Genomic DNA, 26,147 nt, shown 5'->3' on the forward strand with positions numbered 1-26,147 from the left:
CGAAATCCGCCACGCACAAATGGGTGGTCGGCACCTGCGACCCGCGCCGGTGGTGGCACTATGAGGGGTGCGCCTGCACACGGCACATTCGGGCAACCAAGGAGTATCACGTGGCCACCCTTCCCAGCGTTTCCTACTCGATCACGGTCCGCCTGGAGCTGGACGGGCACGGCAGCGCGGTCAGCAGCCTGACCCACGCCGTTGAGCATGTGGGTGGAATCGTCACGGCCCTCGATGTGACCTCCTCAGGTCATGAACGAATCCGGATCGACGTGACGTGCGCGGCGCGCGACACCGACCACGCGCAGGCCATCGTCGACGCGCTGGGCGCCATCGACGGTGTCGACGTTCACAAGGTCAGTGACCGTACCTTCCTCATGCACCTGGGCGGCAAGATCGAGACCAAGTCCAAGGTGCCGCTGCGCAACCGCGACGAGCTGTCCATGGCCTACACGCCCGGCGTGGCGCGGGTCTCCTCCGCGATCGCCGCCAACCCGGACGACGCCCGCCGCCTCACCGTCAAACGCAACAGTGTCGCCGTCATCACCGACGGGTCGGCCGTGCTGGGATTGGGCAACATCGGCCCCGAGGCGTCCATGCCCGTCATGGAGGGAAAGGCGGCCCTGTTCAAACGCTTCGCCGATATCGACGCCTGGCCGATCGCGCTGGCCTCCCAAGATGTCGACGAGATCGTGCGCACCGTCCAGATCATCGCGCCCGGCTTCGGCGGTATCAACCTGGAGGACATCTCCGCGCCGCGCTGCTTCGAGGTCGAGGCCCGGCTGCGCGAACTACTCGACGTCCCCGTCTTCCACGACGACCAGCACGGCACCGCCATTGTGGTCCTCGCCGCGCTGAAGAACGCGCTGCGCGTGGTCGGTAAGGACCTGGCCGAGGTCCGTATCGCCATGTCGGGGGCCGGGGCCGCCGGCACCGCCATCCTCAAGCTCCTCATGCACGCCGGCGCCAAGAACATCGTCGTGTGCGACGTCCAGGGCGCTCTCCACCAGGGTCGCGAGGACCTCGACCCCAACCTGGCCTGGATCGCGAGCAACACCAACACCGCCTCCTACACCGGTGACCTCACGGGGGCGGTGCGTGGCGCCGACGTCTTCATCGGTGTCTCGGCGCCCAACCTGCTCTCCGGCGACGACATCGCCGAGATGAACGAGGACTCCATCATCTTCGCCTTGGCCAACCCCGACCCCGAGGTCGATCCTGAGATCGCGCACCTGCATGCCGCGGTCGTGGCTACCGGCCGTAGCGACTACCCTAACCAGATCAATAATGTTCTCGTTTTCCCCGGCGTCTTTCGCGGTCTGCTCGATGCCCAAAGTCACACCGTTGACTCCGACATGATGGTCGCGGCAGCCGACGCCCTCGCCGGTGTCGTCACCGACGAGGAGTTGGGGCCGCACTACATCATCCCCAGCGTCTTCCACTCCAACCTGGCGCAGCGGGTGGCAGCGGCGGTGCGCGACACGGCGCTGCGGGAAGGACGGGCAACGTGACGCGAGTCCCCAGCCGGAGGGTGGTCATCGTGGCCGCCGGGTAAAGGTGGAACATGGAGCAGTCCAGCCTGACTGGCCATCTCCTGGTGGCCACACCCCTTCTGGAGGATCCCAACTTCCGACGTGCCGTGGTGTTCGTTATCGACGACAGCCCCACAGAGGGCACGCTCGGTGTGATCGTCAACCGTCCCTCGGAGTTGTCCGTGGCGGAGGTTCTTGAGGCGTGGAGCGACTATGCCAGTGATCCCCCCGTCATGTTCGCTGGGGGGCCGGTGGGCTCGGGGGCTGGGCTCGCCCTGGGAATGCTCGGTGAAAGCGCCGCACCGTTGGGGTGGCACCCGTTGGAGAGCCTCCAGGTCAACTCGGAGGTCGCCAGCGTGGGCACCATCGACCTCGATACGCCGCCCGAGATCATCGGTGACGCCCTCCAGCGGCTGCGCGTGTTCGCCGGGTACGCCGGCTGGAGCGAGGGGCAACTGCTGGCCGAGATCGAGGAGGGCGCCTGGTATGTGGTGCCCGCCGTCACCGATGACGTGTTCTCGCTCGCTCCAGACGAGTTGTGGGCTCAGGTGCTGCGCCGGCAGGGCGGGGATCTCGCCTTGGTATCGACCTTTCCCGACGATCCCACACTCAACTGATCCCGGCCGGCGGCGCCGATAACGTGGGATGAGACGTAGGAGGAATGAGGGCAGGATGTCCATGGACGTGATCAACAAGGTGATCCCGGAAAGCGAGACTCACCCTGATGTCTCGCATGACGACGGCGATCGTGAACGGTTCGCCCATTACGTGCAAAAAGACAAGATCACGGCGAGCGCTGTCACCGGTGAGCCCGTGATCGCCCTGTGCGGCAAGGTGTGGGTGCCCAACCGTGACCCCAAACGGTTCCCCGTGTGCCCGGAGTGCAAGAAGATCTACGCGGAGATGATGGGGGAGTGAGGGAGTTCCCTCGCCCGTAGGACGCTTGCGCCTCACCGGCGGTGAGAGTTTCGGTGCGCTTCGCTGTGGTGGCAGCGGCCTCCCACCGCCGGCGCCGGCCTGTCCGAGGCGGTGGCGAGCGTCTCAGTGGCTCCCCAAGCCCCCCGCGTCCCAACCGCACCAACCGCACGCGGTTGCGCTAACGTCCGGCCGATACCGGCCGCGGCGTGGTCGCCCTATTCTCGCCGTATGACCGGCGCGACACGGTAACCTCCGAGAGACACAACACCGCGATGGCACGGTGTCGCGAGAGCGATCTTGCACTCCTTAACTGCGGCCAGGTGCCCCCGGTCGGGGCGGGATCGAGACGTTTCGGGGGCACTTTGGGGCAGTGGCACGCCCGCGACACGGTGCGCGTACGGGTGCGCGTACCCCCAACCACGGGTAGGTCACATGATTTCCACAACCGAACGGCGGTCGCACCGGGCGCGTGGTCGCGGTGGCCGGCGCCGTAAGAGCGCCCCGGGACGCAGGCGCAGGGTCGACCCGGCCGGCCCGCCTGCCCGCCTCACCGCCGGCGACGTAGTCCGAACCACGGTCCGGTTCATCGGTGAACTGCTGTTCACCGCCGGCCTGATCATGCTGTTCTTCGCCGCGTACCAGATCTATGGCAAGCAGGCCCAGACCAACGCCGAGCAGGAACAGCTCGACACCGCCCTCGAACAGCAGTGGCAGCAACAAGAACAGCAACAGCAGCAGGCCGCCGGTCCCGACTCCGAGCCGCTGCCGGGCACCGCCAACAGCCGGATGTACATCCCCGACCTCGACCAGCAGTGGGTCGTGGTCAACGGCGTCTCCCAAGCCGACATCAAGTACGGTCCCGGCCACTACCCCGACACCGCCATGCCCGGCGAGGTGGGCAACTACTCTGTGGCCGGCCACCGGGTCCCCGCGGTGTTTTGGGATCTCGACCAGCTCGACAACGGTGACGACATCGTGCTTGAAGACGGCGAGGCCTTCTACACCTACGAGGTCATCGCCACTGAGGTCGTCACCCCCGACCAGGTCGAAGTGGTCGCACCCGATCCGTTCTCCCCCGAAGCCGACCCCACCCGCCGGCTGTTGACCTTGACCACGTGCCACCCCAAGCTGCAAAACGCCCACCGACTCGTCGTCCACGCCGAGCTCACCGACGACACCCCCAAGGACCAAGGAATGCCCGCCAACATCGCCGATATGGCTCCCGAGAGCGAACAGGAGTGACCCGGTCGTGTACGGCCTGATCTGGCGTGGCCTCCCTGGCCCGTGGTTCGTTAAGCTCCCGCTGGCCCTTGTCCTCATCGCCGCACTCGCCGCGCTGCTGTGGTACGTCGTCTTCCCCTGGGTCGACCCCTACCTGCCCTTCAACGACGTCACCGTCGAAGGCGGGGGGCAGGGCGCCGCGGCCTCGCCCAGCGCGTCGGTCACCGGCTCCTCCCAGTGATGCGCGCCTCGGCGCGGGAGCGCCGATCCCGCCTCGGCGTGGCCAGCACCACCCCGTGGCATAGTACGCGCGACGATTCCGCCGGCCAGGGCTCGATACCCTCGGCCACGTGAGTATCTGGGGATGCAGCTGATGACGCTCGCTGAAACCGACAGCACACGAGAACGGATGGGTGGGTTGCGCGCGTGGCAGCGCGCCGCGTTGGAGGAGTACTTCCGCCGGGACCCCCGAGACTTCCTGGCGGTCGCCACTCCTGGCGCCGGCAAGACCACGTTCGCCCTCACCCTCGCCGCCGACCTCATCGAACGCCGCGTGGTGCGCGCGATCACCGTCGTCTGCCCCACCGAGCACCTGAAGAAGCAGTGGGCCGAGGCCGCCGCCCGCTTCGGCATCGCCCTCGACCCCGACTTCAAGAACGGGCAGGGGGCGCTGGGCCGGCAGTACACCGGCGCCGCCGTCACCTACGCTCAGGTTGCGGCGCACCCGATGTTGCACCGCAACCGCACCGAGGCCCGCCGGTCCCTGATCATCTTCGACGAGATCCACCATGCCGGCGACGCCCTGTCGTGGGGCGACGCCGTACGTGAGGCGTTCGAGCCCGCCGCGCGGCGGCTTTCGCTGACAGGGACCCCCTTTCGCACCGACGTCAACCCGATCCCCTTCGTCGACTACGTCCAGGACCACACCGGCGTGCGCCGCTGCGCCTGGGACTACAACTATGGCTACGCTCCCGCTCTGGCCGACGGCGTAGTGCGCCCGGTCATCTTCATGGCCTACTCCGGCGAGATGCGCTGGCGCACCAAGACCGGCGACGAGTTGGCCGCCCGCTTGGGCGAGCCCCTCACCCAGGACGCGCTCGCCCAAGCCTGGCGTGCCGCGCTCGATCCCAAGGGCGACTGGATCAAACGGGTACTGGCCGCCGCCGACCGGCGCCTGACCGAGGTCCGTCACACCTCGCCCGACGCCGGTGGGCTCGTGATCGCCAGCGACCACGAGAATGCGCGCGCCTACGCGCGCATTCTGCGCCAGATCACCGGCCACGGCGCCACGCTGGTGCTCTCCGACGACCCCACGGCCAGCCGTAAGATCAAACGCTTCGCCGAGTCCGAAGACCGGTGGATGATCGCGGTGCGCATGGTCTCTGAGGGGGTGGACGTACCCCGGCTGATGGTGGGCGTCTACGCCACCTCCACCAGCACCGCGCTGTTCTTCGCCCAGGTAGTGGGGCGTTTCGTGCGGCGCCGCCGCCGAGGCGAGATGGCGTCGGTCTTTCTGCCCTCGGTGCCCACCCTGCTGGAGTACGCCGGCGAGATGGAGCGCGAGCGCGACCACGTCCTTGACCGGCCCCCCAAAGGCGACGACTTCGACCCCGAGCAGGACCTGCTCGACCAGGCACGACAAAAGCGCGATACGCCCGATACCGGCGAGGAACTGCCGTTCGAGACGATGGAGGCATCCGCCGAGTTCGATCGGGCCCTCTACGACGGCGGCGAGTTCGGCGGGGGCGCTCCGGACTCGCCCGAGGAAGAGGACTTTCTCGGCCTGCCCGGCCTGCTCGAACCCGAACAGGTAGCCAAGCTGCTGCGTAAGCGCAAGGCCGAGCAGCGCGCCGCCGAGCGCAGCCGGCCCGCGGAGCCGGCTGAGCAGGCGCCGAAGCACGAGGTGGTAGCCGACCTGCGTCGTGAGCTCAACAGCCTGGTGGGGGCGTGGCACCACCGCACCGGTCAGCCCCACAGCGCCATCCACAACGAACTGCGGCGCACCTGCGGCGGCCCACCGATCGCTCAGGCCAGCGAGGAGCAGATCCGCCAGCGCATCGCCAAGATCCGCGCCTGGGCCACCGGGAGGCGCTGAGACCGCTCTCCGCCGCCCCGGCAGGGGCGTGTATCGAGCCCGGCGGGCGTGGGCTCATTCGGGGTCGGGGTGGACCCACCCATTGCGTTCGCAGCCTTGCAGGCCAAACGTCTGCTGCTGCATGACCGGCGCCGGGGCGCCGGGGGAGGGGCAGTTCACGTGCCCGTGTCCCAGCGCGTGGCCGACCTCGTGGTTGATCACGTAGATCCGGTAGGTCTTGAGGTCGCCGTCGAAGTGCTCGACGCCGCTGACCCACCGGTTCTGGTTGATGATGGCCCGCCCGCCCTGGGTGCAGGAGACGCGGCCGTTGGTCTGTAGTGGGGCACACAGGGTGTCGACCGTGTCGGGCGCGGCCAGCGCCACCCGAAAGTCGACCTCGCCCTCGTCTACCCGCTGGAAGGACAGCTCGCCGTCGCCGCCCCAACTGCGCGGGTCGGCCAGGATCTTTTCGACGGCGGCAGCGAAGTCCGCGGCCTCGCCGGGCAGTCCCTTCTCGACTTCGACCAGGTAGCGCTTGAGGGGACCGGAGCCGGCGACCTCGCTCGTGCCCGACACCACGTCCAGCTCGCCTCCCGCCGAGTCGACTTCCTGCACTGCCGAGCGCAGCAGTACCGGGGTGGGAGAGGGCTCCGGGGAGGACGGCGACGGCGAGGGGCGCTGACTGGCTGAGTCCGCCGGCGCGGTCGACAGCGCCGACGACGGCACCCCCTCGCGCTCGCCCGAGCCGGGCGGGAACACGCCGGTGGCCAGGAGCACCAACCCGGCACCCACCACCGCGAGCCCTGCCAGTAGTGCCAACGACAGTCTGTCGCGTCGCCTGCGGGGCGACGGTCCACGCTCGCGGTGAGTGTGCGCTCCGGACGTGGCCACGCCGATACCTTCCTGCCCTGGGGATGGTGCCCTCGTTGCGGTGCCGGCAACTGCGCGTCGCCAAACTCACGCGGGCACACACTTAGCGCCACCGAGCGTAGGGCATTCGGCGTCTGGCGGGGTGGAGGCAAGCGCCTTGCCTTACCCCACCAAGGAGGTCATTGCTGCTCGTTGGGGGCGGTCACGTGCTGAACCACCTCGAAGCCCCACACTTCGCTGCCGGTTGCGGCCGGGCCGCCGTGCCCCTGGCCGGGCCGGTCGGCCCTGGCCTGTTCGTGGCCCTGCTGGAAGGAACTGCCCTGCACCCAGTTCTGGAAGTCCTCCTCGGAGCGCCAGCGCGTGTAGACCAGATAGCGGTCGGTTCCCTCGACCGGCCGCAGCAACTGGAACTCTTCGAAGCCGGGCTGGTTCTCCACCAGCCCGCTCCGCTTGGCGAACCGCTCTTCCAGCACAGCGCCGGCATCGGCGTCGGGGACGGTCAGCACATTGAATTTCACGATACTCATGACAACAGTGTGGCCCATACCGCCCGGCTGCTTCCGGTTTCCCCGGACGTGGCGCTCCCGGATCGCTGCGATCGTCACCATCGCCGCACCCGCGCCGATAACCTCTAGCTGGAACGCAAACCGTATTTCCTAAGGTGAGGCAGCCGTGCGCATCGCGAGATTCTCGTCGGGTGACGACGTCGGGTTCGGTCTGGTCGAGGTCGACGAGGAGGCCGGGGAACAGTTCGTATCCCGGATCACCGGACATCCGCTGCTCGGCCAAATCCAGCTTGCCGGCGAGCGCGCCAAGCTGGCCGACGTGCGGCTGCTTTCGCCGGTGTTGCCCAGCAAGGTCGTGTGCATCGGCAAGAACTACGCCGACCACGTGGCTGAGATGGCCGACGTCACCGGTGGGGCCACCGAGCAGCCGGTGGTCTTCCTCAAACCCTCCACCGCGGTCAACGGCCCGAACGATCCCGTTTTCTACCCGCCCATCTCCGAGCGGGTCGACTACGAGGGCGAGCTGGTCATCGTCATCGGTCGAGTGTGTCGTGAGGTGCCGCGCGAGCGCGTCGCCGACGTCATCTTCGGCTACACGGTCGGCAACGACATCACAGCGCGCGATCTGCAACGCCAAGACGGGCAGTGGACCAGGGCCAAGGGCTTCGACTCCTTCTGCCCCATCGGCCCCTGGATCGAGACCGGACTCACCCTCCAAGAAGCCGGTGACCTGCGTATCACCACCAGGGTCGACGGCGCGATCCGCCAGGACGACCGGACGTCGCACCTGCTCCACGACATCCCAGCGCTCATCTCCTACATCACCTCGTTCATGACCCTGCTGCCCGGTGACGTCGTTCTCACCGGCACGCCCTCCGGCGTCGGGCCGGTGGAGGTCGGCCAGCAGGTCAGTGTCGCCATCGAGCGCATCGGTGAGATCGACAACAGGGTGGTCGCCCGCGAGTAGTCCCCCCGGGGGCGCCGGCCCCGTGGCGGCCGTGGCGCGGTGCCCCGGGCCGTTGCCGGTACCCGCGGGGCGGCTCGGGCCCGAGCGGGGACTGTTGTGGCCGCTGGCCCTCGGGCGCGGCCAGTAGGCTACAGGCGTGGCTGATAATCCGATCCGTACCCGATTCGCCCCCTCGCCGACCGGTATGTTCCACGTCGGCGGTGCCCGCTCTGCCCTGTTCAATTGGGCCCTTGCCCGGCAGAGCCCCGAGGGCAGGTTCGTCCTGCGTATTGAGGACACCGACACCGCGCGTAACAGGCCGGAATGGACCGAGGGCATCATCCGGGCGCTGGCCTGGCTGGGTATCGAGGAGGGCGACCCGCACTTTGAGGGGCCCTACTTTCAGTCGGCCTACGCCGAGCAACACCGCCAGACCGCTGAGCAGCTCTACAAGGAGGGCAACGCCTACTACTGCGACTGCACCCGCGAGCAGGTCCAGCAACGGCGTGACGACCCGCATCTGGGCTATGACGGCTTCTGTCGGGATCGTGGCCTGGAGCCGGCTGAAGGCCGCGCCCTGCGCTTCCGCGTTCCCGAAGGCGGGCCCACCGTCGTCGATGACCTGATCCGCGGCCGGGTGGAGTTCGACCACGACGCCATCGAGGATTTCGTGATCGCTCGGGGGGATGGCTCGCCGCTGTTCGTGCTGGCCAACGTGGTCGACGACGTCGAGATGAGGATCAACCAGGTGATCCGTGGGGAGGAGCACCTGTCCAACACCCCTAAACAGCAGTTGCTGTGGCAGGCGTTGGGCCAGCACCCTCCCGCATGGGCGCACCTGCCCGTCATCGTCAACGAGAAGCGCCAGAAGCTGTCCAAGCGCCGCGACAAGGTCGCGCTGGAGAGCTACCAGGACGAGGGCTACCTGCCTGAGGCCATGGTCAACTACCTGATGCTGCTGGGGTGGGGGCCAGGCGGCGACCGCGAGATCATGCCTTGGGAGGAGATGGAGCCGCTTTTTCGGATCTCCGACGTCAACAGCTCCAGCGCCTTCTTCGACGAGAAGAAGCTGCGGGCGTTCAACGGCGAGTACATCCGCGCGCTGAGCGTCGCCGAGTTCGTGCGGCGCTGCCAACCGTGGCTGGAGCCCGAGGTCGCGCCGTGGCCGGCCGAGAACTTCGACCCCGATCTGTTCGCCGCCATCGCTCCGCTGGCGCAGAGCCGGGTGGCCGTGCTCAGCGAGATCATCCCCAACGTGGATTTCCTCTTCCTCGACCGTCCCGTGCTCGACCAGCAAAGCTGGAACAAGGCGATGAAGCCCGGCGTGGGTGAGCATGTGCTCACCGCCGCCCTCGACGCCTTCGCCGATCCGCACCTGTCGTGGCGGGCCGCGGATCTGAAGGCGGTGCTGGAGGAGGTTGGCGCCCAGCAGGGGATGAAGCTGGGCAAGGCCCAGGCTCCGGTGCGGGTTGCCGTGACCGGCCGTACGGTGGGGCTGCCGCTGTTCGAGTCGCTGGAGTTGCTCGGCCGGGAGGCGGTCCAAGAGCGGTTGCGGGCGGCTCTGGCGCGGTTGGCTGCGGCCGAAACCGCCGGTGACGCTCAAGAGTGAGGCGAGGGCGCGGCCGGGCGCGGGGCGGCGTTCGGCGGTCGCTGCCCCGGCCGCGTGTTTTTCGGTTCGCGAGCACTCCGGATCTCCGCTAGAGTGAGGGCTGCGCCGACGGGAGCGGGTCCCACCGGGGCCAGCTCTTGACAAGCGTTGGGGTATGGTGTAATCGGCAGCACGACTGATTCTGGTTCAGTTAGTCTAGGTTCGAGTCCTGGTACCCCAGCGGGTGAGATCCCGCCGGGAACCTCACTCGTCGGGTGGAACATTCGGGTCACCCGCTGGTTGTGTTGGCAGGCCCCCGTCGTCTAGTGGCCTAGGACGCCGCCCTCTCAAGGCGGTAACGGCGGTTCGAATCCGCTCGGGGGTACCACCGCAAAGGCAGCACCCGAAGATGGGTCCGCTGCCGCTAGGCACGGCTACCGGTTTTCCCTTCAGGGGATCTGCGGTGGTTGGCCGACGGCGGTTACACTGAGTCCGGTATTGCGCAAGCCCCTGTCGTCTAGTGGCCTAGGACGCCGCCCTCTCAAGGCGGTAACGGCGGTTCGAATCCGCTCAGGGGTACCACAAGGGAGCGCCCTCACCCAGCCGGGTGGGGGCGCTTTGTGTTCTCCTAAGAGGTGTCGGCCGGGGGGTCGTCGGGAGCATGCGGGGCGGGGGGACCGAATCGCTGGGCTGAGACGTCCTCTTGGGCGAGTCGGTGGAGTGCCAGCAGGGCCTGCTCCAGCAGCACCGTCATCGCGATGCCGAACTCCACCGCGTGTTCCCGGGAGTCCTCGGGGTCGATCCATTCCAGGTCCCGCACAGCAGCGGCCCGGGCGAGGTCGGCGTACTCGTGCAGCACCCTCCGCTCCACAGACAGGCCTAGGCGGTCGATGGTGGCTAGGGCCTGGGTGAGCCGGTGGCGGGAGGGGGCGTGGGGAGTCACCTGCCAGCCCAGCTCCTCTAGCAGTTCTTCGCTGACTCGTTGCGCCCGGTCCCATGTGGGGTCCTCTTCAGGGACCGCGACGGTGGGCCCGATCTCGTAGAGGGCGAGGCCGAATAGCTTGTGCAGGCTGATCTCCTCGTCGTCGACGGCGTCGAGGATGTCGCGGATGCGCGCGAGTGGGAGGGCGCCGACCTCGCTGAGGGCGCGGATCAGCCGCAGCCGTTGGAGATGGCGCTGGGAGTAACTGGCCTGCGTCGCCGCGGTGGCTTCGCCTTTGGGGAGTAGTCCCTCGCGCAGGTAGTACTTGATCGTCGCGACCGGGACGCCGCTGTGCTGACTCAGTTCCGAGATTTTCACCGCTCACCCCTTCCCAGCCCTATTAGATAGTTATACTCTCCAAAATTAGAGAGTGAAACTATCTAATAGGTGTGGTTTGAACGCCGATCTTTCGGCCACGCGGGTCTTCGCGGCTCATTCGGCAGCGGCCCGGCCACCCCAGTCAGCAACAGGAGAGTTCCTATGGCGACCATCCACCCTGACCGCATGACGGTCGAGCCCGAAGCCGGCTTCGTGGTGTTCATCATCGGCATGCGGATCAACACCTGGTACCGCATCGACAAGTGGTGGCGGGTCATCCGGGCGTTCCGCGCCATGTTCACAGAACTCACCGCTGAACCCGAGCGGGGCCTGCTGCACGCCAGAATCCTCACCGGCATCAACGGCGTCACCTCGGTGCAGTATTGGGAAAGCACCGACAAGCTCCTGCGTTACGCCCATGACCGGCTGCACACCGCGGCCTGGCAGCAGTACTACCGGCTACTCGACGACGGCACCGTCGGCATCTGGCACGAAACGTACCAGGTCGGCGCCGAGCGCGACACGAGCGCCCAGGGCTACGAGGCCATTTACAAGCAGATGCCTGCCTTCGGGCTCGGCGCCGCACTGGGGGTGCGCCCCCTGACCCGCCAGACTCGGCGCTCCAGCGACCGACTGGGCACGCCCCGATCCACAACCGAGCGCTCGCGCGCCGAACAGGTACCGGGGTAACAGCACCGCCGGCGGTCAGGGGGAGTGTCGGCGGCCACACCGTCCCAGCCCCATGGCGGAACCGGCGCCGAGCGCGCACACGTTGTCCCACCAAGAGGCGCACGCGACGGTCACCTCGACCGGGACCCGGGAGCTCCACCATGAGACGCCCTGCACCCATTCCCGCCCTCGCTGCCGTAGCGACGGCCCTCGCTTTGCTCGTCTCGGCTTGTTCCGGCGCGCCGGAACAAGCCGATCCCACTACTGAGCCGGGACGGCCGACCACGCCCTCCGCCCCGACCGGGGACACCGCCGAGACGGCTGCCCCGGCGGTCGCCGACGTGGCCACCGGCTTGGAGGTGCCGTGGGGAGTCGCTTTCCTGCCCAGCGGCGAGGCCCTGGTGAGCGAGCGCGATTCCACGCGCGTCGTGCGGGTGGCCCCCGGCGGCGCCGTCGAGGAGGTCGGCACGATCGAGGCCGCCGAGCCGGGCGGAGAAGGGGGACTGCTGGGGATCGCGGTGTCGCCGGACTTCGCCCGCGACTCGTTGCTCTACGCCTACCTCACCGCCGACTCCGGCAACCGGATCGTGCGGATGAGCTACGCCCCGGCCACCGGGCTCGGCGAGCCGGAGGTGATCGTCGACGGCATCCCCGCGTCCTCGATCCACAACGGCGGGCGGATCGCCTTTGGCCCCGACGGCATGCTCTACGCTGCAACCGGCGACGCCGGCAGCGGAGCGCGCTCGCAGGACACCGACTCCCTGGCGGGCAAGATCTTGCGGATGACCCCCGAGGGGGAGCCCGCGGCGGGCAACCCGTTCGACAACCTCGTCTACAGCTATGGCCACCGCAACGTGCAGGGGTTGGCGTGGAGCCAGGACGGCACCATGTTCGCCACCGAGTTCGGCCAGAACACCTATGACGAGGTCAACCTCATCGAGCCGGGCAACAACTACGGCTGGCCCGAGGTCGAAGGGATGGGGCGGCGCCAAGAGTACGTCGATCCACTCCTCACGTGGCGCCCGGCGGAAGCCTCGCCCAGCGGTGCGGCGATCACCGCCGAGGCGCTGTGGGTGGCCTCGCTGCGCGGCGAGCGCCTGTGGCGGATACCGCTGACCGGCCGTGCCGACGCTGTGCTGGGCACACCGGAGGCGCTCTTCGTCGGCGACTACGGCCGGCTGCGGGCCGTTGCCGCCGTGCCTGGGCAAGACACCCTATGGGTAAGCACGAGCAACCGCGACGGCCGTGGCTCTCCCGCACAAGGCGACGATCGGCTCCTCAGCGTCGCCCCCACCGGTTAGGTTCTGTTTTTCGGACGGTTGGGGGCGCTTCTCTGGGGGCGAGCGGGGGTGGTGTTGGCTCGTGTGTTGCGCGTCGCGGGGGCTTGGCGGTCTTGGCGGGTGGGCCGCAGGTGGGGGCTGGCTCTTTTCCGGGGGTGGAGAGGGTGCTGTTCGCTCGTGCCTCGATCGCTGCGCGATCTCGACAGCTTCAAGGGGGCGCCGTGGGGCTGGGAACCAGCGGAAACGACGCGGAGGACCACCGGGGTGAGGTGAGGCCACTTCGACGCACGGTGCCGCCGCGCTCCAGAATCTCGCTAGGATCTCGCTCTTCCCGCGGGATGCGCCGCACCCCAGAACCTCGCTGTCGCGCGCGATGTTGCTGTGGCGGCGGTCTTCGCGGGGAGGGTGGCAAAGGGCGCCCCGGAATGCGTTGAGCCGCGGCATCCACCTCAGTCCGCCTGTTGCGGTACCCGCCTCCCCTTGACTCCAGTCCGCCTATTGCGGTGTTCGTCCCACGTCGGCCCCAGCCCACCTCAGGCTGTCGAGATCGCGCAGCGATCGAGGCACGAGCGACGGCAAACCCCGCCTGCTCTCCTCAGGCCAAAGCCACACCCCGCCTTGAACGGCCCTCTGCTCTGCGAGGGCGTGCCACAGTCGGCGGCTTGGGGCGGCCGGTGGGCCGCGCGTGCTATCCCCGCAGGGCGGTGGCCTGCTCCGTGCCGTGGATGGCCTCGCTGATCTTTTCGGCAGCCGCCGTGACCGCTTGGGCGTGCAGCCGTCCGGGGGAACGGGTGAGGCGGTCGGTGGGGCCCGACACGGACACGGCTGCGATCACTCGGCCGCCGGCTCCTGCGATCGGTGCCGAGACTGAGGCCACGCCCTGCTCGCGCTCGCCCACGCTTTGCGCCCAGCGCCGGCGGCGCACCTGCGCCAGAGTCGAGGAGGTGAAGTGGGCCCCGCGCAGCACGCGATGGACCCGTTCGGGATCTTCCCACGCCAGGAGCACTTGGGCGGCTGAGCCGGCGTTCATGGGCAGCTCACTGCCCACGGGCACCGTGTCGCGGAGTCCACTGCTGCGTTCGGCCGCGGCCACGCAGACGCGGACGTTGCCCTGGCGCCGGTACAGTTGGGCGCTCTCCCCGGTCAGGTCGCGCAGTTGCAGCAGGACGGGGTGAGCGATCGTCAGCAGCCGATCCTCGCCGGTGGAGATGGACAGCTCGCCCAGCCGGGGGCCCAAAACGAACCGGCCTTGACTGTCGCGCGTGACCATGCGGTGGCGCTCCAGTGCGACGGCCAGCCGATGTGCGGTGGGCCGGGCCAGCCCGGTGATCTGCACGAGCCGGGCCAGCGAAGCGGGGCCGGCCTCGAGGGCGTCCAGGACGGACATGGTCTTATCCAGCACACCGACGCCACTGGATGGGTTAGAGTTGTCCATGGCTTGATACTGCCGTCTCGCCATTTGGAACGCAAGTCGGCATGAGGTTGTATGGACCACCTCACCGCCGCCGCGAGGCGCGGCTGACAGCGTGGCGCCGCCGCGCGGCGTGGGAGCCGATCTCAAGCGATGGGCCCGCCGCGGCGAGCGACGAGGTGATCCACCGTGCCGGCACCGCTTGCACCAGAGCGCTCTTCACCATTGTTCAAGACGCGAGGAGGCGTCGCATATGGCTCACACCATGGCCGAGAAGGTTTGGGAGGAACACGTCGTTCGACGTGCTGAGGGAGAGCCTGACCTGCTCTACATCGACCTCCACCTCGTTCACGAGGTCACTAGCCCGCAGGCGTTTGAAGGGCTACGGCTCGCAGACCGCACCGTGCGCCGTCCCGATCTCACGATCGCCACCGAAGACCACAACGTTCCCACCGAGAACATCCTGCTGCCCATTGCCGACCCGGTCTCGCGCACCCAGATCGAAACCCTGCGCAAGAACGCGTCTGACTTCGGGATTCGGCTGCACCCCATGGGTGACATCGACCAGGGCATCGTGCACGTGGTGGGACCGCAGTTGGGGCTGACCCAGCCTGGGATGACCATCGTGTGTGGCGACAGCCACACCAGTACCCATGGTGCCTTCGGTGCGCTGGCGTTCGGCATCGGCACCAGTCAGGTCGAGCACGTACTGGCGACCCAGACGCTGCCCCTGACTCCGTTCAAGACGATGGCGGTCACCGTCAACGGCTCCCTGCCGGCCGGCGTCACGTCCAAGGACATCATCCTCGCCGTTATCGCCGAGATCGGCACTGGTGGCGGTCAGGGCTATGTCATCGAATACCGGGGTGAGGCCATCCGGTCGCTGTCGATGGAGTCCCGGATGACCATCTGCAACATGTCGATCGAGGCGGGCGCGCGCGCCGGCATGATCGCCCCAGACGAGACCACGTTCGACTACATCAAGGGCCGTCCGCACGCTCCCGTGGGGGAGGACTGGGAGGCCGCTGTCGCCCACTGGCGCGACCTGCGCACCGACGCCGATGCGGTCTTCGACAAGGAGGTGGTGCTCGACGCCGAGCAGCTCAGCCCGTTCGTCACGTGGGGCACCAACCCCGGCCAGGGGGTCCCTCTCGCCTCGGCGGTCCCCGCACCCGAGGACTTCGACGACCCCAGCGAGCGCGCTGCCGCGGAGAAGGCGTTGGCCTACATGGACCTGCGTCCCGGCACTCCGATGCGCGAGATCGGTGTTGACACCGTGTTCCTGGGCTCGTGCACCAACGGGCGCATCGAGGACTTGCGCGCCGCCGCCGAGGTCATCCGCGGACGCAAGGTCGCTGACGGCGTGCGGATGCTGGTGGTGCCCGGCTCCATGCGTGTCAAGGAGCAAGCCACCGCTGAAGGGCTGGACCAGATCTTCATCGAGGCCGGGGCCGAGTGGCGCGAGGCCGGCTGCTCGATGTGCCTGGGCATGAACCCTGACCAGTTGCAGCCGGGCGAGCGCAGCGCTTCCACCTCCAACCGCAACTTCGAGGGGCGCCAGGGCAAGGGCGGGCGCACCCATCTCGTCTCGCCGCTGGTCGCCGCCGCTACCGCTGTCCGGGGCACGCTCTCCTCGCCCACCGACCTGTAGGCCCGCAGCGTAGCTAGCTAGGTTAGGAAGAACCGACATGGAGAAGTTCACCGTTCACACCGGGCATGCCGTGCCGCTGCGCTACAGCAATGTGGACACCGACCAGATCATCCCCGCCGTCTACCTCAAGCGGGTCAGCCGTACCGGCTTCGAGGACGGACTCTTCGCGGCTTGGCGGGCCAACGACCCCGACTTCGTGCTGAACAAGCCCGAGTTCTCCGGGGGCACCATCCTCATCGCCGGGCCGGACTTCGGCACCGGCTCCTCCCGCGAGCACGCCGTGTGGGCGCTGCGCGACTACGGTTTCAAGGCGGTGCTGGCACCGCGCTTCGCCGACATCTTCCGCGGTAACTCGCTCAAGGGCGGGCTGCTGACGGTGGTGCTGGAGCAGTCGACCATCGAGCAACTGTGGGAGCTCGTTGAGGCCGATCCCAGGACGGAGGTCACCGTGGACCTGGTGGAGCGCCAGGTGCGGGCCCCCGGCATCGTCGAGGCGTTTGAACTCGACGACTACACCCGCTGGCGGCTGATGGAGGGCTTGGACGACATCGCCTTGACGCTGCGTCACGCCGAGCACATTTCTGATCACGAAGGGCGGCGCAAGCCCTGGCTTCCGGTCACCCAGTAGGGCCGTGATACCCGCATGGCGCGGAATTTTACCTGGATTTGGCACGGCGATCACAGTGCGTGCGTCGCCGTGCCGATGGGGGTTACCCGACTGTCCGAATTTCGATAATTCGTGGCTTTTTGAAAGTTACAAACAGAGCAAAAAGGGCGGGCTTTGTTTCCCCCGTTAGACGCCGATGCCGCCCTCACCCCCTCCGGAAGGCCGCTGAGCAGGGCGATATCGCCTCGACACGCTGGTTTCCCAGGCGTTTGTATTTGTGTCCTGGGCCTCCCGTCCCCTAATTTCGAGCGAGCAAGGGGGAACCGGAGGAACCAATGAACAAGCGTGACTTGATTGACGCGATCTCCACCCGGTTGGGGGACAAAAAGACCGCTACCGAAGCGGTCAACGCCATCCTGGAAACCATCCAGCACACGGTCGCCCAAGGCGACAAAGTGGCGATTACCGGGTTCGGAGTCTTCGAGAAGTCCGAGCGTGCGCCTCGCACCGCTCGCAACCCCGCTACGGGAGCACCGATTGAAGTCCCGGCCACCTTCGTTCCGAAGTTCCGTGCCGGCGCCGATTTCAAAGCTCTCGTGAACGGCGAGAGGAGTTAGCGCACCACGACACACCATTGCCCGGGTCTCACGGGACCCGGGCAATGGTGTGTCGCGACACCGGTCGCTCACAGCCCCAAGCGGGCCACGATCTTGGCGGTATGCGGTCCCACCCCGAGGGCGATCGCCTCGCGCAGATCCGCGGGAGTGTCGACGTCGCGCCGCACTGAGGCCACGTCTGCCAGAGTGAGTTCGCTCGCACCGCTCTCGCGGTGTCGACGCCGCGACGGGCCTTCAAAGGCCGGAGTGAACCCGGTCCCTGGGCGAGCGGTGTAGGCGGTCGTGCCCGTGCCGGCGGTGTCGGCCAGGAAAGCGTGGTCGTGCCGCTCGGCCGCTGCCAGAACTCGGTGGAGTTCCGCCGGCCGCAGCGCGGGTAGATCCGCCGATAGGGCGCACACCCACGTTCCGGGGGTGCGCGCGCCGGCCACCGCCGCGCCATGACGCAACGCGGGGTTCAACCCTGCGGCGGGCTCGTCGGTGACCACGTGCACCCTCCCGATATCACGCAGGGCGTCAAGATCGGCGTGACTCTCGGCGACGATGACGATCTCGGTCACCACGGGACAGGCGGCAGCGGCCGTCACCGTGTCTGTTGCCACGGCCAGCGCCAGCTCGCCACGGTGCGGGCCGGTAAACGCGGCCAGCCGTGACTTCGCCGCCGCCAGACGTTTGACCGGGACTACCAGTGACCAACGCGGCTCCTGTTGCACTACGGTCACTGTTACCCCCGAATCGACACGAAGCACACAGCTGGTCCCATACTGAGCTTAGGTTCCCACGTCGTCGCCGCGCCGCCGGTTGGTGAACTGCCTACACTGGAGCGGCCACGCGACCCTCGGGCCGGTTGACCAGCCCGCCCCACGAGTACTAAGGAGAGCGCGATGAAACGCCGGGAGTCCCCTTGGGTGAAGGCGATCGTGGTCGCCCTCGTCCGGCCGATCCTGGCGGCTGTCACCAGGCGCGATTGGCGCGGGAAGGACAACGTGCCCCGCGAGGGCGGGGTCATCATCGCAGCCAATCACCTCTCGATGGCCGACCCGCTGACCGTGTCCCACTTCCTCTACGTCGGCGGCCGGCGCTGGCCCACCTTCACCGCTAAGGAAGGGGTCTTTCGCATCCCGATCGTGGGGGCTATCACACGGGCGCTGGGCCAGATCCCGGTGAAACGGGGCAGCACCGATGCCGTCAGGGCGCTGCGCGAGGCCGAGCGGGCACTCACCGAAGACGGTGCGGCCGTCATCTTCTACCCGGAGGGCACCTGCACGCGCGACCCCAACCTGTGGCCCATGGCCGCCAAAACCGGAGTGGCGCGCTTGGCGCTGACCACCGGGGTGCCCGTCATCCCGGTCGCCCACTGGGGCGAGCAGCACCTCCTGGCCTACGGCACCAAAAAGCTGCGCCTGTTCCCGCCAAAGAAGGTGCAGGTCAGTGCCGGGCCGCCGGTGGATCTGTCGGCTTACCGCGACCAGCCGCTGACCGCCACGACACTGCGCGAAGCCACATCTGCCATCATGCGTGCCATCACCGACATTCAGGCGCAGTTGCGCGGCGAGGAGCCACCCGCCCAGATCTACGATCCCAAGCGGGAGCGCCACGACCGGATAACGTCCCAGGAGCCCCCCGCGGGCGACGACGCCGGCAGCCAGCGCAACTAAAGCGCCGGCCCGGCACAACACGAGGGGAGCGACATGACCAAGGTGGCGGTCCTGGGGAGCGGCTCATGGGGGACCGCGTTCGCCAACGTCGTCGCTGACGCCGGCGTGGCTGACACCGTCCTCTGGGGCCGGCGCGCCGAGGTGGTCGACGAGATCAACCAGCGCCACCTCAACCCCGACTACTTCCCGGGGATCGAGCTCAACGCCAACCTCTCGGCCACCACCGACGTCGAGCGTGCCCTCAGCGGCGCCGACTTCGTCGTTTTGGCCGTCCCCTCGCAGACGCTGCGCGCCAACCTCGACCTGTGGCGTGCCCACATCCCGCGCTCCGCCGTCGTCGTCAGCCTGATCAAAGGCATCGAGCTGGGCACCTCCCGCCGCATGAGCGAGGTTATCAGCGAGGTGTTGGCCATTCCCGGCGAACGGGTCGCCGTCGTCTCCGGGCCGAACCTGGCGCGCGAGATCGCGCAGCGCCAGCCGGCCACCGCCGTGGTCGCCTGTAGCGAAGAGCGCAGTGCCGTGCGGCTGCAAAGTATTTGCATGGCGCCCTACTTCCGCCCCTACACCAACACCGACGTCGTCGGCGTCGAACTGGGGGGCGCGGTCAAGAACGTCATCGCCCTGGCGGTGGGGGTGGCGGTCGGCATGGGCTTCGGCGACAACACCAAGGCGTCGCTGATCACGCGGGGACTGGCCGAGACGGTGCGGCTGGCCGTCGCTTTGGGCGCCGATGAGCACACTCTGGCCGGCCTGGCCGGGCTGGGCGACCTCGTGGCCACGTGCAGCTCTCCGCTGTCGCGTAACCGCACCTTCGGTGAGCGTCTCGGCTCGGGGATGAAGCTGGAGGAGGTCATCGGGGAGACGCGCCAGACCGCTGAGGGGGTCAAATCCTCACAGTCGGTGCTGGAGCTGGCGCGGGCCACTGGGGTGGACATGCCCATCACTGAGGCCGTGGTCGCCATGATGCACCACCAGTTGCCCCCCGCCCAGGCACTGTTGCAGTTCATGTCGCGCAGCGCTAAACCCGAACGCTACGGCTTGGGGGAGCCCAGCCAAGGCGCCCACCCCCGCTGAGCTGGCGCAGGCCGTCCCAGCGGGGCTGGGACGGAGGTGCCGAACGCGAAACTGGGAGAAAGGCTGTCGTCAGCCAGCGTGATGCGTTGCGGACTCCCGTTGTGAGCCAGGTAGGGTCACCCTCATGGCTGAGCAGCGTAAGATCCGGGTCGCCGTCGTTTTCGGTGGGCGCAGTTCCGAGCACGAGATCTCGTGTGTCACCGCCGGTAGTGTGATGTCGGTCATCGACACCGAACGCTACGAGGTCGTTCCCATCGGCATCGGCCGTTCCGGAACCTGGGTGCTGGCCTCAGCCGATCCCCAACAGTTGGCCTTGACCGACGGCACGCTGCCAGAGGTGGTCGAGGACGCCGCTCACACCTCCGCGTTGGCGCTGCCGTTTGCTGCCGGCTCCGATCTGCTCATTCTGCGCGACAACGACATCCCCGAGACCCTGGGACAGGTCGACGTCATCCTGCCGCTGCTGCACGGCCCCTTCGGAGAGGACGGCACTATCCAGGGGCTGTTCGAGATGATGGGGGCCCGCTACGCCGGGGCCGGGGTCTTCGCCAGCGCCGCCGCCATGGACAAGGTCTTCATGAAGGTCCTGCTGGCCGGGCAGGGCATCAAGGTCGGCCCCTATGTGGCCGTCACCGACCGCGCCTGGAGACGCGAACGCAAGCGTGTCCTCGACGACATCGCCGACCTGGGCGCCGCTGTGTTCGTCAAACCCGCCCGCGCCGGCTCCAGCATCGGCATCACCAAAGTCGACGACCCCGGAGACGCCGAGGCCGTCTCCGCCGCCATCGAGACAGCCCGCGAGCACGATCCCAAGGTCATCGTGGAGGCCGGGATCGCCGGACGCGAGATCGAGTGTGGCGTGCTGGAGTCGCTCGACGGTGGCACCCCAGAGGTGTCGCTGCCGGCCGAAATCCACGTCGCCGACGGGTTCGACTTCTACGACTTCCACGCCAAGTACCTGTCCACGAGCAGCCTCACCATCCCGGCTCCGCTGCCCGCCGACACGGTCGACGAGCTCCGCCGACTGGCGGGGGAGGCGTTCGACGCGGTGGGCTGCGAGGGCCTGGCCCGTGTCGACTTCTTCTACGGCGACGACGGCGAGATCTACGTCAACGAGATCAACACCCTACCGGGGTTCACCCCTTCCTCGGCGTTTCCGCAGATGTGGGCCGCCACCGGCCTGGACTACGCTGCGCTCGTCGACCGCCTGATCCGGACCGCGTTGGAGCGTGGCACCGGGCTGCGCTAGCCGCCGGTGCCCCACGCGCCCGCCAGGGTCGGCTTCCCAGGGGGCGTATAGCCGACCGGTGCGGGCGCCGTGGAGGTGGCCACGGTCGTGGTGACGCCGAGTGGAGCCCGGGCCTACGCCGTTCTCGCGTCGCACCCAGTGGAGGCGCGCAGCCCTGACGCCGGCTTTCTCCCCGGGGCTGAACCGGCCGCGCCCCGGCCTCGGCCTCAGAGCTGGCTCGGCGGCGGCCCCTGCGACACCTGTCGGCTCGCGGTGTCCACTAGTTGGCGGGCCAGGACGGTCCCGCCGGCGGTGGCGGCCGGGAATACGACCACGGCCACGAAGGGGATCGCCAGCAGCAGGTAGCACGGTATCGCGAACCCCAAGGCCCGAAACCGGTGGAGCTGCATGTGACGGCGCCGGTCGGCCAACATCCGCAGACCACGCCGGTCGAAGGCGGTGCCCACCAGTTCGATGCACAGTATCCAGCCGCCGAACACGGCCGAGATCACCGGGACCACGAGTTGGCCCACCATCGGTATGAAGCCCAAGAAGAACAGCGGGATCGTGACCAGTACCGAGATCATGATGAGGGTCAACGACTGGCGCACCGCACGCGCGGCCGAGGCCACCACCGGCTCCTCCACCTTGGGCGGAGCGTCACCGAGTTCGTCTTCCACGTCTTCGGCGATCTTGTCGTAAAGCGGGAAGCCCAGCGCCAGAGTCACGCCGGTGAAGCTCACGACCATCAGCAGCACCAGCGCGGCCACGAGCGCGATGCCCACCGCTACCCGTACCGCCGAGCGCAGTATCTCGTCCCAGTCGGCAGCGAAGGGCGTCATCCAGGTGACGATGTCCTCGATGTTCATCAGCAACGTGACGAGGACGGCCAGGAAGAGGACCGAGGTGATCAGGGGCGGGATGGCGCCCAGCACGAACAGCTTCGGACGGCGCACGATCAGGCCAAAGCCCCGTAGCAGCACGCCCACGCCGATGAGGAGTTCTCGCACGGGTGTAAACACGACGCGACCCTACCGGTTGTCGCCGCCGACGGCAGTGTCGATGGGGAGGCCACGATCCGGCTGCCGCGGGACATTCTCGTCTCACGGCAGCATCCAGGCCCGGACGTGAGGGCTGCTCTTCGGCGGTCAGCAAAGACAGCCTCTCGACACCGCAGCGGCCCCATCGGTGGCGGCAGGGGCACCGGGAGGCTTTCCATCTCGGCACGGCGGCGGCCGAGGGCGGCCGGGGCGCACCACCAGAGGTGGCCACCGAGCCAGAACAGAGCCGGGGCCGCGCGTCCCGCCCCCTGCTGCGAGGGTTGGCGCGGTTACACTCTCTGGCCGCCGGCCACAGCGTGAGCATCGCGGTACCACCCCTCGCGCGCCAGCAGCTCGGTGTGGCTACCGCGCTGAATGACCCGCCCGTCGACGATGACGTAGATGGTGTCGACCCGATCCAGTCCCGTCAGGTCGTGGGTGATCAGCAGCGTCGAATAGCCGGCGGCGGCCGTGTGCAGGTCGGCCATGACCGCGTCGCGCGTGTCGGGATCGAGATGAGCGGTCGGCTCGTCGAGCACCAGGAGCCGCGGCGCTGCCAACAAGGCACGTGCCACGGCCAGCCGGTGGCGCATGCCGCCGCTCAGCTTAGCGCCGTGCGTACCGACGTCACTGTCGAGCCCGTGCGGCATCGCTGCGACGTCTGAGGCGAGCCGCACACGGCGCAACACCTCCCACAGTTCGTCGTCGCCGGCCTCGGGCCGGGCCAGGCGCAGGTTCTCCCGAAGCGTGCTGGCGAACACGTGCGGGTCCTGGGGCACACCGGTGATCGCCCGACGGACCTCGTCGGCAGGGTAGTCGGTGATCTCAGTGGGGGCCGCGGTCTCGGGAGTGCCCAGCTCCACCGTGCCCGCCTCGGGGTCACGGAAACGCAGCAGCACCGACGCCAGCGTGCTCTTGCCGGCACCGCTGGGGCCGAGCACCGCCACGGTTTCCCCCGGGGCCACGTCGAGATCCACGCCGTCCAGCGCCCACGGCTCTTGGGGACCATGGCGCACCCGGAGACCGCGCACGCGCAGCGCCGCCGGCCCGTCGGGCACGGCTCGATCCGTTTCGGGGTCACTGACCATGGGTGGGGCGTCGAGCACGTCGAACAACCGCTCGCCCCCGGCGCTGATAGCGCCGAGTCTGGCAGCCACAGCCGGCAGCGGCGCGACAATCTCGAAAGCCGCCACCGCGGTCAGCACGAGGACCGCCAGCCAGATAGGACCGATCCCGCCCGCGGCGACCGCGTGCACCCCCAACAGCAGCGTGGCCCACACCGTCAGCCCTGTGGCCAGCGTGGTCGCCCCTGCGCCGAAGCCGAGCAGGGTCGCGTCGCGCCGTGCGACCTCGGTCAGTTCCCGGTCGGCCGCTGCCACCCGTGCCACGGCACGTCCCATAGCACCGTAGGCGAGCAGATCGGGCGCACCGTAGAGCGTGTCGACCAGGGCCGTCGACAACGCTCCCCGCGCCTGCGCCTGCCGACGGCCGGGGCCGCGGCTCAGCGCAGCGGCAGCCAGCGGCACCCCCAACCCGGCCGCCAGCAGGCCCGCGGCCAGCACCAGCCCTCCCGGCAGCAGGATCGCCGCGCACACCCCCGTGACGGCCCCGCCGGTCACGACCGCGACCAGCGGCGGCGCCACGCCCCGGATCAGCAGATCCTGCGTCGCGTCGGTGTCGTTGACCAGCCGCGACACCAGATCACCCGAGCGAAACGCCCGGATCGGCTCGATCCTGGCGAGCCGCCTGTAGACCCGCACCCGCACGTCGGCCAGCGTCCGAAACGCGGCGTCGTGAGTGACGAGACGTTCCAGGTAGCGGCTCAGGCCGCGGGTGATGCCCAGCGCGCGCGTGGCCACGACCGCCACACTCACCGCTGTCACCGGTGGATGCTCGGCGGCGCGCGCGATCAACCACGCCGCCAGGCCCAGCAGCGCGATACTCGACCCCGCCGCGACCGCGCCGAGGCCGACCCCCAGCGCGAAGCGTGCGCCGCGTGGCCGTGCCAAGGCGATCATGCGCCACAGCGGGTGCCCGGTGACGCGCCGGCTCCACGGGGCGCTCCCCGACGCCGGCGTGGCACCACCGGCTGTGCCCGGGTGGTCAACGGGCGGTGCGGACTTCATAGCGCGGCTCCGGTGAGGAGGCGGCCGGCCTCGATGCGGGCGCGGGCGTCGACTGTGTCGGACCATCCGGTGTCGTGAGCGACGATGATGCCGGTGCGGCCGGTGAGCAGCCGGCGTACCGCCCGTTGCACGGCGGCGACGTTGTCGGGGTCAAGGTGGGCGGTGGGCTCGTCCAGCAGCACGATCGGCGCGTCTCGCAGGAACGCCCGAGCCAGGGCGATGCGCTGGCGCTGCCCCGCTGACAAGCGTGTCCCCCCTTCCCCCAGCCGCGTGTCGTAGCCCTCAGGCAGGGCGGAGATGAACGCATGAGCTTCGGCCGCCTCGGCCGCTCGCCGCACCTGCGCCGCGCTTGCCTCAGCAGCGCCGAGCCGGATGTTGCCGGCCACCGTGTCGTCGAAAAGGTAGGGATGTTGGGGAACCCACGCGATCAACGCGCGCCAGGCGTCGATAGGCACCTGCTCCAGCGGTGTACTCCGCCCGCCGGGCCACTCGACCCGGATCGTGCCCGCTGTCGGTGTGACAAAGCCCAACAGCAGCGCCAGCAGCGAACTCTTGCCTGACCCGCTAGGGCCGGTCAGCAGCAGTCGCTGTTCGGGCTCGACGGTCAGCCAGACCCCGCGTAGCGCCGCAGTGGCGCTGCCCGGATAGGTGAGGTCGACGCCGTCGAAGCGCAGTCGTGGCGCGCCGCGCCAGCCAGCGGCACCACCCACCGCCGCCAGCGCCGCAGCCGCGGACGTTCCCGGCACAGCGGACTCCTGGCCAGGGGCGGAGTGTTCACGCTCCGAGCGCCGCTCCAAGACGTCGAACACCTGGTCGGCGGCTGCCACACCTTCCATGCTGGCGTGGAACCGCGCCCCCACCTCGCGCAGGGGCAGGTAGGCCTCTGGAGCCAGGATCAGCACGAGCAGCGCTGTTTGGAAGTCCACCATCCCGTACAGCAGCCGCAGCCCGATCTCCACTGCCACCACGGCCACGGCCAGCGTCGCCAGCAGCTCCAGGACCAGCGCCGACAGGAACGCCACGCGCAGCGTTGCCATAGTCGCCTGCCGGTGCTCGTCGGTGATCCGGCCGATGATGCGCGCCTGAGCCTTGGCGCGGCGGAAGATCGCCAGCGTGGGCAGCCCTTCCACGACGTCCAGGAAGTGCCCACCCAGCCGGTTGAGCAGGCGCCAGCGCCGTTGGGTGCGGGCCTGGCTATGCCAGCCCACCAGCGCCATGAAGATCGGGATGAGCGGGAGCGTCACCGCGATCACCGCGGCTGACAGCCAATCGGCGCCAGCCACGACGATCACCACGGCAGTGGGGACGAGGACCGCCAGCACCAGTTGTGGAAGATACCGGGCGAAGTAATCATCCAGCGCGTCCAGGCCACGTGTGGCAAGCGTGACCAGTTCGCCGGCGCGTGGCGCCCCCGCCCCCGCGGGGTCGGTCTCCCCTGACAACCAGACCGCCCCCGGTCTGTGGTCCCCCGGACCGGTTTCCGAGTCCACGGGATAGCCCGTTACTCGGGCGATGAGGGCGCGGCGCAGTTGTGACTTCGCGCGCGCAGCCGAGCGCAGCGCGGCGGCTTCGGCACCGTAAGACAGTGCCGCCCGCGCCAGAGCTACTACGGCGACAGCGGCAATGGCCCACGACAGTTCGCTTGGGCGCTGCCCCTGGGCCGTGGCCGCGATCGTGTGGGACAGCAGCCACGCCTGGGCCAGTACCAACAGCGTGACCGCCGTGCCACAGGCCGCGGTTGTGGCCAGGTGCAGCCGTACCGCGCGCGCTGTGCGCACCAGCCGGGGATCGAGCGGGCGCACCCGGTGGCCCTCCTTTCCGTGCGGGACCGCGG

At 68.8% G+C, this 26,147-nt stretch carries 24 protein-coding genes and 3 tRNA genes; 19 read left to right on the plus strand and 8 right to left on the minus strand.

Annotated elements, in window-relative coordinates; genetic code table 11:
* The first annotated feature begins 110 nt into the window (after nucleotides 1-110).
* The 6 genes from ABD848_RS12785 (at nucleotide 111) to ABD848_RS12810 (ending at nucleotide 5,766) form a co-directional block, all read left to right on the plus strand.
* Complete coding sequence (locus ABD848_RS12785) at nucleotides 111-1,511, plus strand: NAD-dependent malic enzyme (RefSeq protein ID WP_344971359.1); 1,401 nt, start codon at nucleotides 111-113, stop codon at nucleotides 1,509-1,511.
* 53 nt (nucleotides 1,512-1,564) lie between these two features.
* Nucleotides 1,565-2,149, plus strand: coding sequence for a YqgE/AlgH family protein (locus ABD848_RS12790; protein ID WP_344971361.1), 585 nt, complete (start codon nucleotides 1,565-1,567; stop codon nucleotides 2,147-2,149).
* A gap of 55 nt (nucleotides 2,150-2,204) precedes the next feature.
* A complete protein-coding gene (locus ABD848_RS12795; protein ID WP_344971363.1) occupies nucleotides 2,205-2,450 on the plus strand; it encodes a DUF3039 domain-containing protein in 246 nt (81 codons plus the stop codon).
* A gap of 432 nt (nucleotides 2,451-2,882) precedes the next feature.
* A complete protein-coding gene (locus ABD848_RS12800; protein WP_344971365.1) occupies nucleotides 2,883-3,692 on the plus strand; it encodes a class E sortase in 810 nt (269 codons plus the stop codon).
* A 7-nt stretch (nucleotides 3,693-3,699) separates the two neighbouring features.
* Nucleotides 3,700-3,912 (plus strand): hypothetical protein, encoded by a 213-nt coding sequence (locus ABD848_RS12805; protein ID WP_344971367.1) that lies wholly within the window; start codon nucleotides 3,700-3,702, stop codon nucleotides 3,910-3,912.
* Nucleotides 3,913-4,044: 132 nt separating this feature from the next.
* Complete coding sequence (locus ABD848_RS12810; protein WP_344971369.1) at nucleotides 4,045-5,766, plus strand: DEAD/DEAH box helicase; 1,722 nt, start codon at nucleotides 4,045-4,047, stop codon at nucleotides 5,764-5,766.
* A gap of 54 nt (nucleotides 5,767-5,820) precedes the next feature.
* On the opposite strand, the gene ABD848_RS12815 is transcribed toward ABD848_RS12810, so the two are convergent.
* A complete protein-coding gene (locus ABD848_RS12815) occupies nucleotides 5,821-6,564 on the minus strand; it encodes a DUF3152 domain-containing protein (protein WP_344971371.1) in 744 nt (247 codons plus the stop codon).
* 230 nt (nucleotides 6,565-6,794) lie between these two features.
* Nucleotides 6,795-7,142 carry an antibiotic biosynthesis monooxygenase family protein gene (locus tag ABD848_RS12820; RefSeq protein WP_344971374.1) on the minus strand — a complete coding sequence of 116 codons (348 nt, stop codon included), beginning with the start codon at nucleotides 7,140-7,142 and terminating at the stop codon, nucleotides 6,795-6,797.
* Nucleotides 7,143-7,287: 145 nt separating this feature from the next.
* Here ABD848_RS12820 and ABD848_RS12825 point away from each other — a divergent pair, with 145 nt between their 5' ends.
* From ABD848_RS12825 to ABD848_RS12845, 5 genes are all read left to right on the plus strand, one after another.
* Nucleotides 7,288-8,088 (plus strand): fumarylacetoacetate hydrolase family protein, encoded by an 801-nt coding sequence (locus tag ABD848_RS12825; RefSeq protein ID WP_344971376.1) that lies wholly within the window; start codon nucleotides 7,288-7,290, stop codon nucleotides 8,086-8,088.
* Between the two features lie 136 nt (nucleotides 8,089-8,224).
* Nucleotides 8,225-9,676 (plus strand): glutamate--tRNA ligase, encoded by a 1,452-nt coding sequence (gene gltX, locus ABD848_RS12830; RefSeq protein WP_344971378.1) that lies wholly within the window; start codon nucleotides 8,225-8,227, stop codon nucleotides 9,674-9,676.
* Between the two features lie 148 nt (nucleotides 9,677-9,824).
* Nucleotides 9,825-9,896, plus strand: a tRNA-Gln gene (locus ABD848_RS12835).
* A 71-nt stretch (nucleotides 9,897-9,967) separates the two neighbouring features.
* Nucleotides 9,968-10,043: transfer RNA gene (locus ABD848_RS12840), tRNA-Glu, on the plus strand.
* A 118-nt stretch (nucleotides 10,044-10,161) separates the two neighbouring features.
* Nucleotides 10,162-10,237 (plus strand) — tRNA-Glu (locus ABD848_RS12845).
* Between the two features lie 46 nt (nucleotides 10,238-10,283).
* On the opposite strand, the gene ABD848_RS12850 is transcribed toward ABD848_RS12845, so the two are convergent.
* Nucleotides 10,284-10,955, minus strand: coding sequence for a MerR family transcriptional regulator (locus ABD848_RS12850; protein ID WP_344971380.1), 672 nt, complete (start codon nucleotides 10,953-10,955; stop codon nucleotides 10,284-10,286).
* A 162-nt stretch (nucleotides 10,956-11,117) separates the two neighbouring features.
* Here ABD848_RS12850 and ABD848_RS12855 point away from each other — a divergent pair, with 162 nt between their 5' ends.
* Both ABD848_RS12855 and ABD848_RS12860 read left to right on the plus strand, forming a co-directional pair.
* Nucleotides 11,118-11,645: a DUF4188 domain-containing protein gene (locus ABD848_RS12855; protein ID WP_344971382.1), complete on the plus strand. Its 528-nt coding sequence runs from the start codon at nucleotides 11,118-11,120 to the stop codon at nucleotides 11,643-11,645.
* Nucleotides 11,646-11,785: 140 nt separating this feature from the next.
* Entirely contained in the window at nucleotides 11,786-12,925 is a 1,140-nt protein-coding gene (locus ABD848_RS12860; RefSeq protein ID WP_344971384.1) for a PQQ-dependent sugar dehydrogenase, read from the plus strand.
* 667 nt (nucleotides 12,926-13,592) lie between these two features.
* Here the strand turns inward: ABD848_RS12860 and ABD848_RS12865 are convergent.
* On the minus strand, nucleotides 13,593-14,291 hold the full coding sequence (locus tag ABD848_RS12865; protein ID WP_425567531.1) for an IclR family transcriptional regulator: 699 nt from the start codon (nucleotides 14,289-14,291) through the stop codon (nucleotides 13,593-13,595).
* Between the two features lie 277 nt (nucleotides 14,292-14,568).
* Here ABD848_RS12865 and leuC point away from each other — a divergent pair, with 277 nt between their 5' ends.
* The 3 genes from leuC to ABD848_RS12880 all read left to right on the plus strand — a co-directional run bounded on the left by leuC (nucleotide 14,569) and on the right by ABD848_RS12880 (nucleotide 17,190).
* Nucleotides 14,569-15,966, plus strand: a complete 1,398-nt coding sequence (gene leuC, locus ABD848_RS12870) for a 3-isopropylmalate dehydratase large subunit (RefSeq protein WP_344971388.1) — start codon at nucleotides 14,569-14,571, stop codon at nucleotides 15,964-15,966.
* A 37-nt stretch (nucleotides 15,967-16,003) separates the two neighbouring features.
* Nucleotides 16,004-16,594 (plus strand): 3-isopropylmalate dehydratase small subunit, encoded by a 591-nt coding sequence (leuD, locus tag ABD848_RS12875; RefSeq protein ID WP_344971391.1) that lies wholly within the window; start codon nucleotides 16,004-16,006, stop codon nucleotides 16,592-16,594.
* A 314-nt stretch (nucleotides 16,595-16,908) separates the two neighbouring features.
* Nucleotides 16,909-17,190: an HU family DNA-binding protein gene (locus ABD848_RS12880; RefSeq protein WP_344971393.1), complete on the plus strand. Its 282-nt coding sequence runs from the start codon at nucleotides 16,909-16,911 to the stop codon at nucleotides 17,188-17,190.
* A 68-nt stretch (nucleotides 17,191-17,258) separates the two neighbouring features.
* Here ABD848_RS12880 and cofC read toward each other — a convergent pair whose 3' ends face one another.
* Nucleotides 17,259-17,900 (minus strand): 2-phospho-L-lactate guanylyltransferase, encoded by a 642-nt coding sequence (gene cofC / locus ABD848_RS12885; RefSeq protein ID WP_344971395.1) that lies wholly within the window; start codon nucleotides 17,898-17,900, stop codon nucleotides 17,259-17,261.
* 171 nt (nucleotides 17,901-18,071) lie between these two features.
* On the opposite strand from cofC, the gene ABD848_RS12890 reads away from it, so the two are divergent.
* The 3 genes from ABD848_RS12890 (at nucleotide 18,072) to ABD848_RS12900 (ending at nucleotide 21,168) form a co-directional block, all read left to right on the plus strand.
* Complete coding sequence (locus ABD848_RS12890; protein ID WP_344971398.1) at nucleotides 18,072-18,845, plus strand: lysophospholipid acyltransferase family protein; 774 nt, start codon at nucleotides 18,072-18,074, stop codon at nucleotides 18,843-18,845.
* Nucleotides 18,846-18,878: 33 nt separating this feature from the next.
* A complete protein-coding gene (locus tag ABD848_RS12895) occupies nucleotides 18,879-19,919 on the plus strand; it encodes an NAD(P)H-dependent glycerol-3-phosphate dehydrogenase (RefSeq protein ID WP_344971400.1) in 1,041 nt (346 codons plus the stop codon).
* 124 nt (nucleotides 19,920-20,043) lie between these two features.
* Nucleotides 20,044-21,168, plus strand: a complete 1,125-nt coding sequence (locus ABD848_RS12900) for a D-alanine--D-alanine ligase family protein (RefSeq protein ID WP_344971403.1) — start codon at nucleotides 20,044-20,046, stop codon at nucleotides 21,166-21,168.
* A gap of 206 nt (nucleotides 21,169-21,374) precedes the next feature.
* Here the strand turns inward: ABD848_RS12900 and ABD848_RS12905 are convergent, their stop codons facing one another.
* The 3 genes from ABD848_RS12905 to cydD form a co-directional block, all read right to left on the minus strand.
* Complete coding sequence (locus tag ABD848_RS12905) at nucleotides 21,375-22,169, minus strand: EI24 domain-containing protein (RefSeq protein WP_344971407.1); 795 nt, start codon at nucleotides 22,167-22,169, stop codon at nucleotides 21,375-21,377.
* Nucleotides 22,170-22,477: 308 nt separating this feature from the next.
* The gene (gene cydC / locus ABD848_RS12910) at nucleotides 22,478-24,205 is read right to left on the minus strand and encodes a thiol reductant ABC exporter subunit CydC (protein WP_344971545.1); all 1,728 of its coding nucleotides are present in this window, start codon (nucleotides 24,203-24,205) and stop codon (nucleotides 22,478-22,480) included.
* 104 nt (nucleotides 24,206-24,309) lie between these two features.
* Nucleotides 24,310-26,115: a thiol reductant ABC exporter subunit CydD gene (gene cydD / locus ABD848_RS12915; protein ID WP_344971409.1), complete on the minus strand. Its 1,806-nt coding sequence runs from the start codon at nucleotides 26,113-26,115 to the stop codon at nucleotides 24,310-24,312.
* Between the last annotated feature and the right edge of the window lie 32 nt (nucleotides 26,116-26,147).

Source organism: Salinactinospora qingdaonensis (genome assembly GCF_039539445.1).
Lineage (GTDB): Bacteria > Actinomycetota > Actinomycetes > Streptosporangiales > Streptosporangiaceae > Salinactinospora > Salinactinospora qingdaonensis.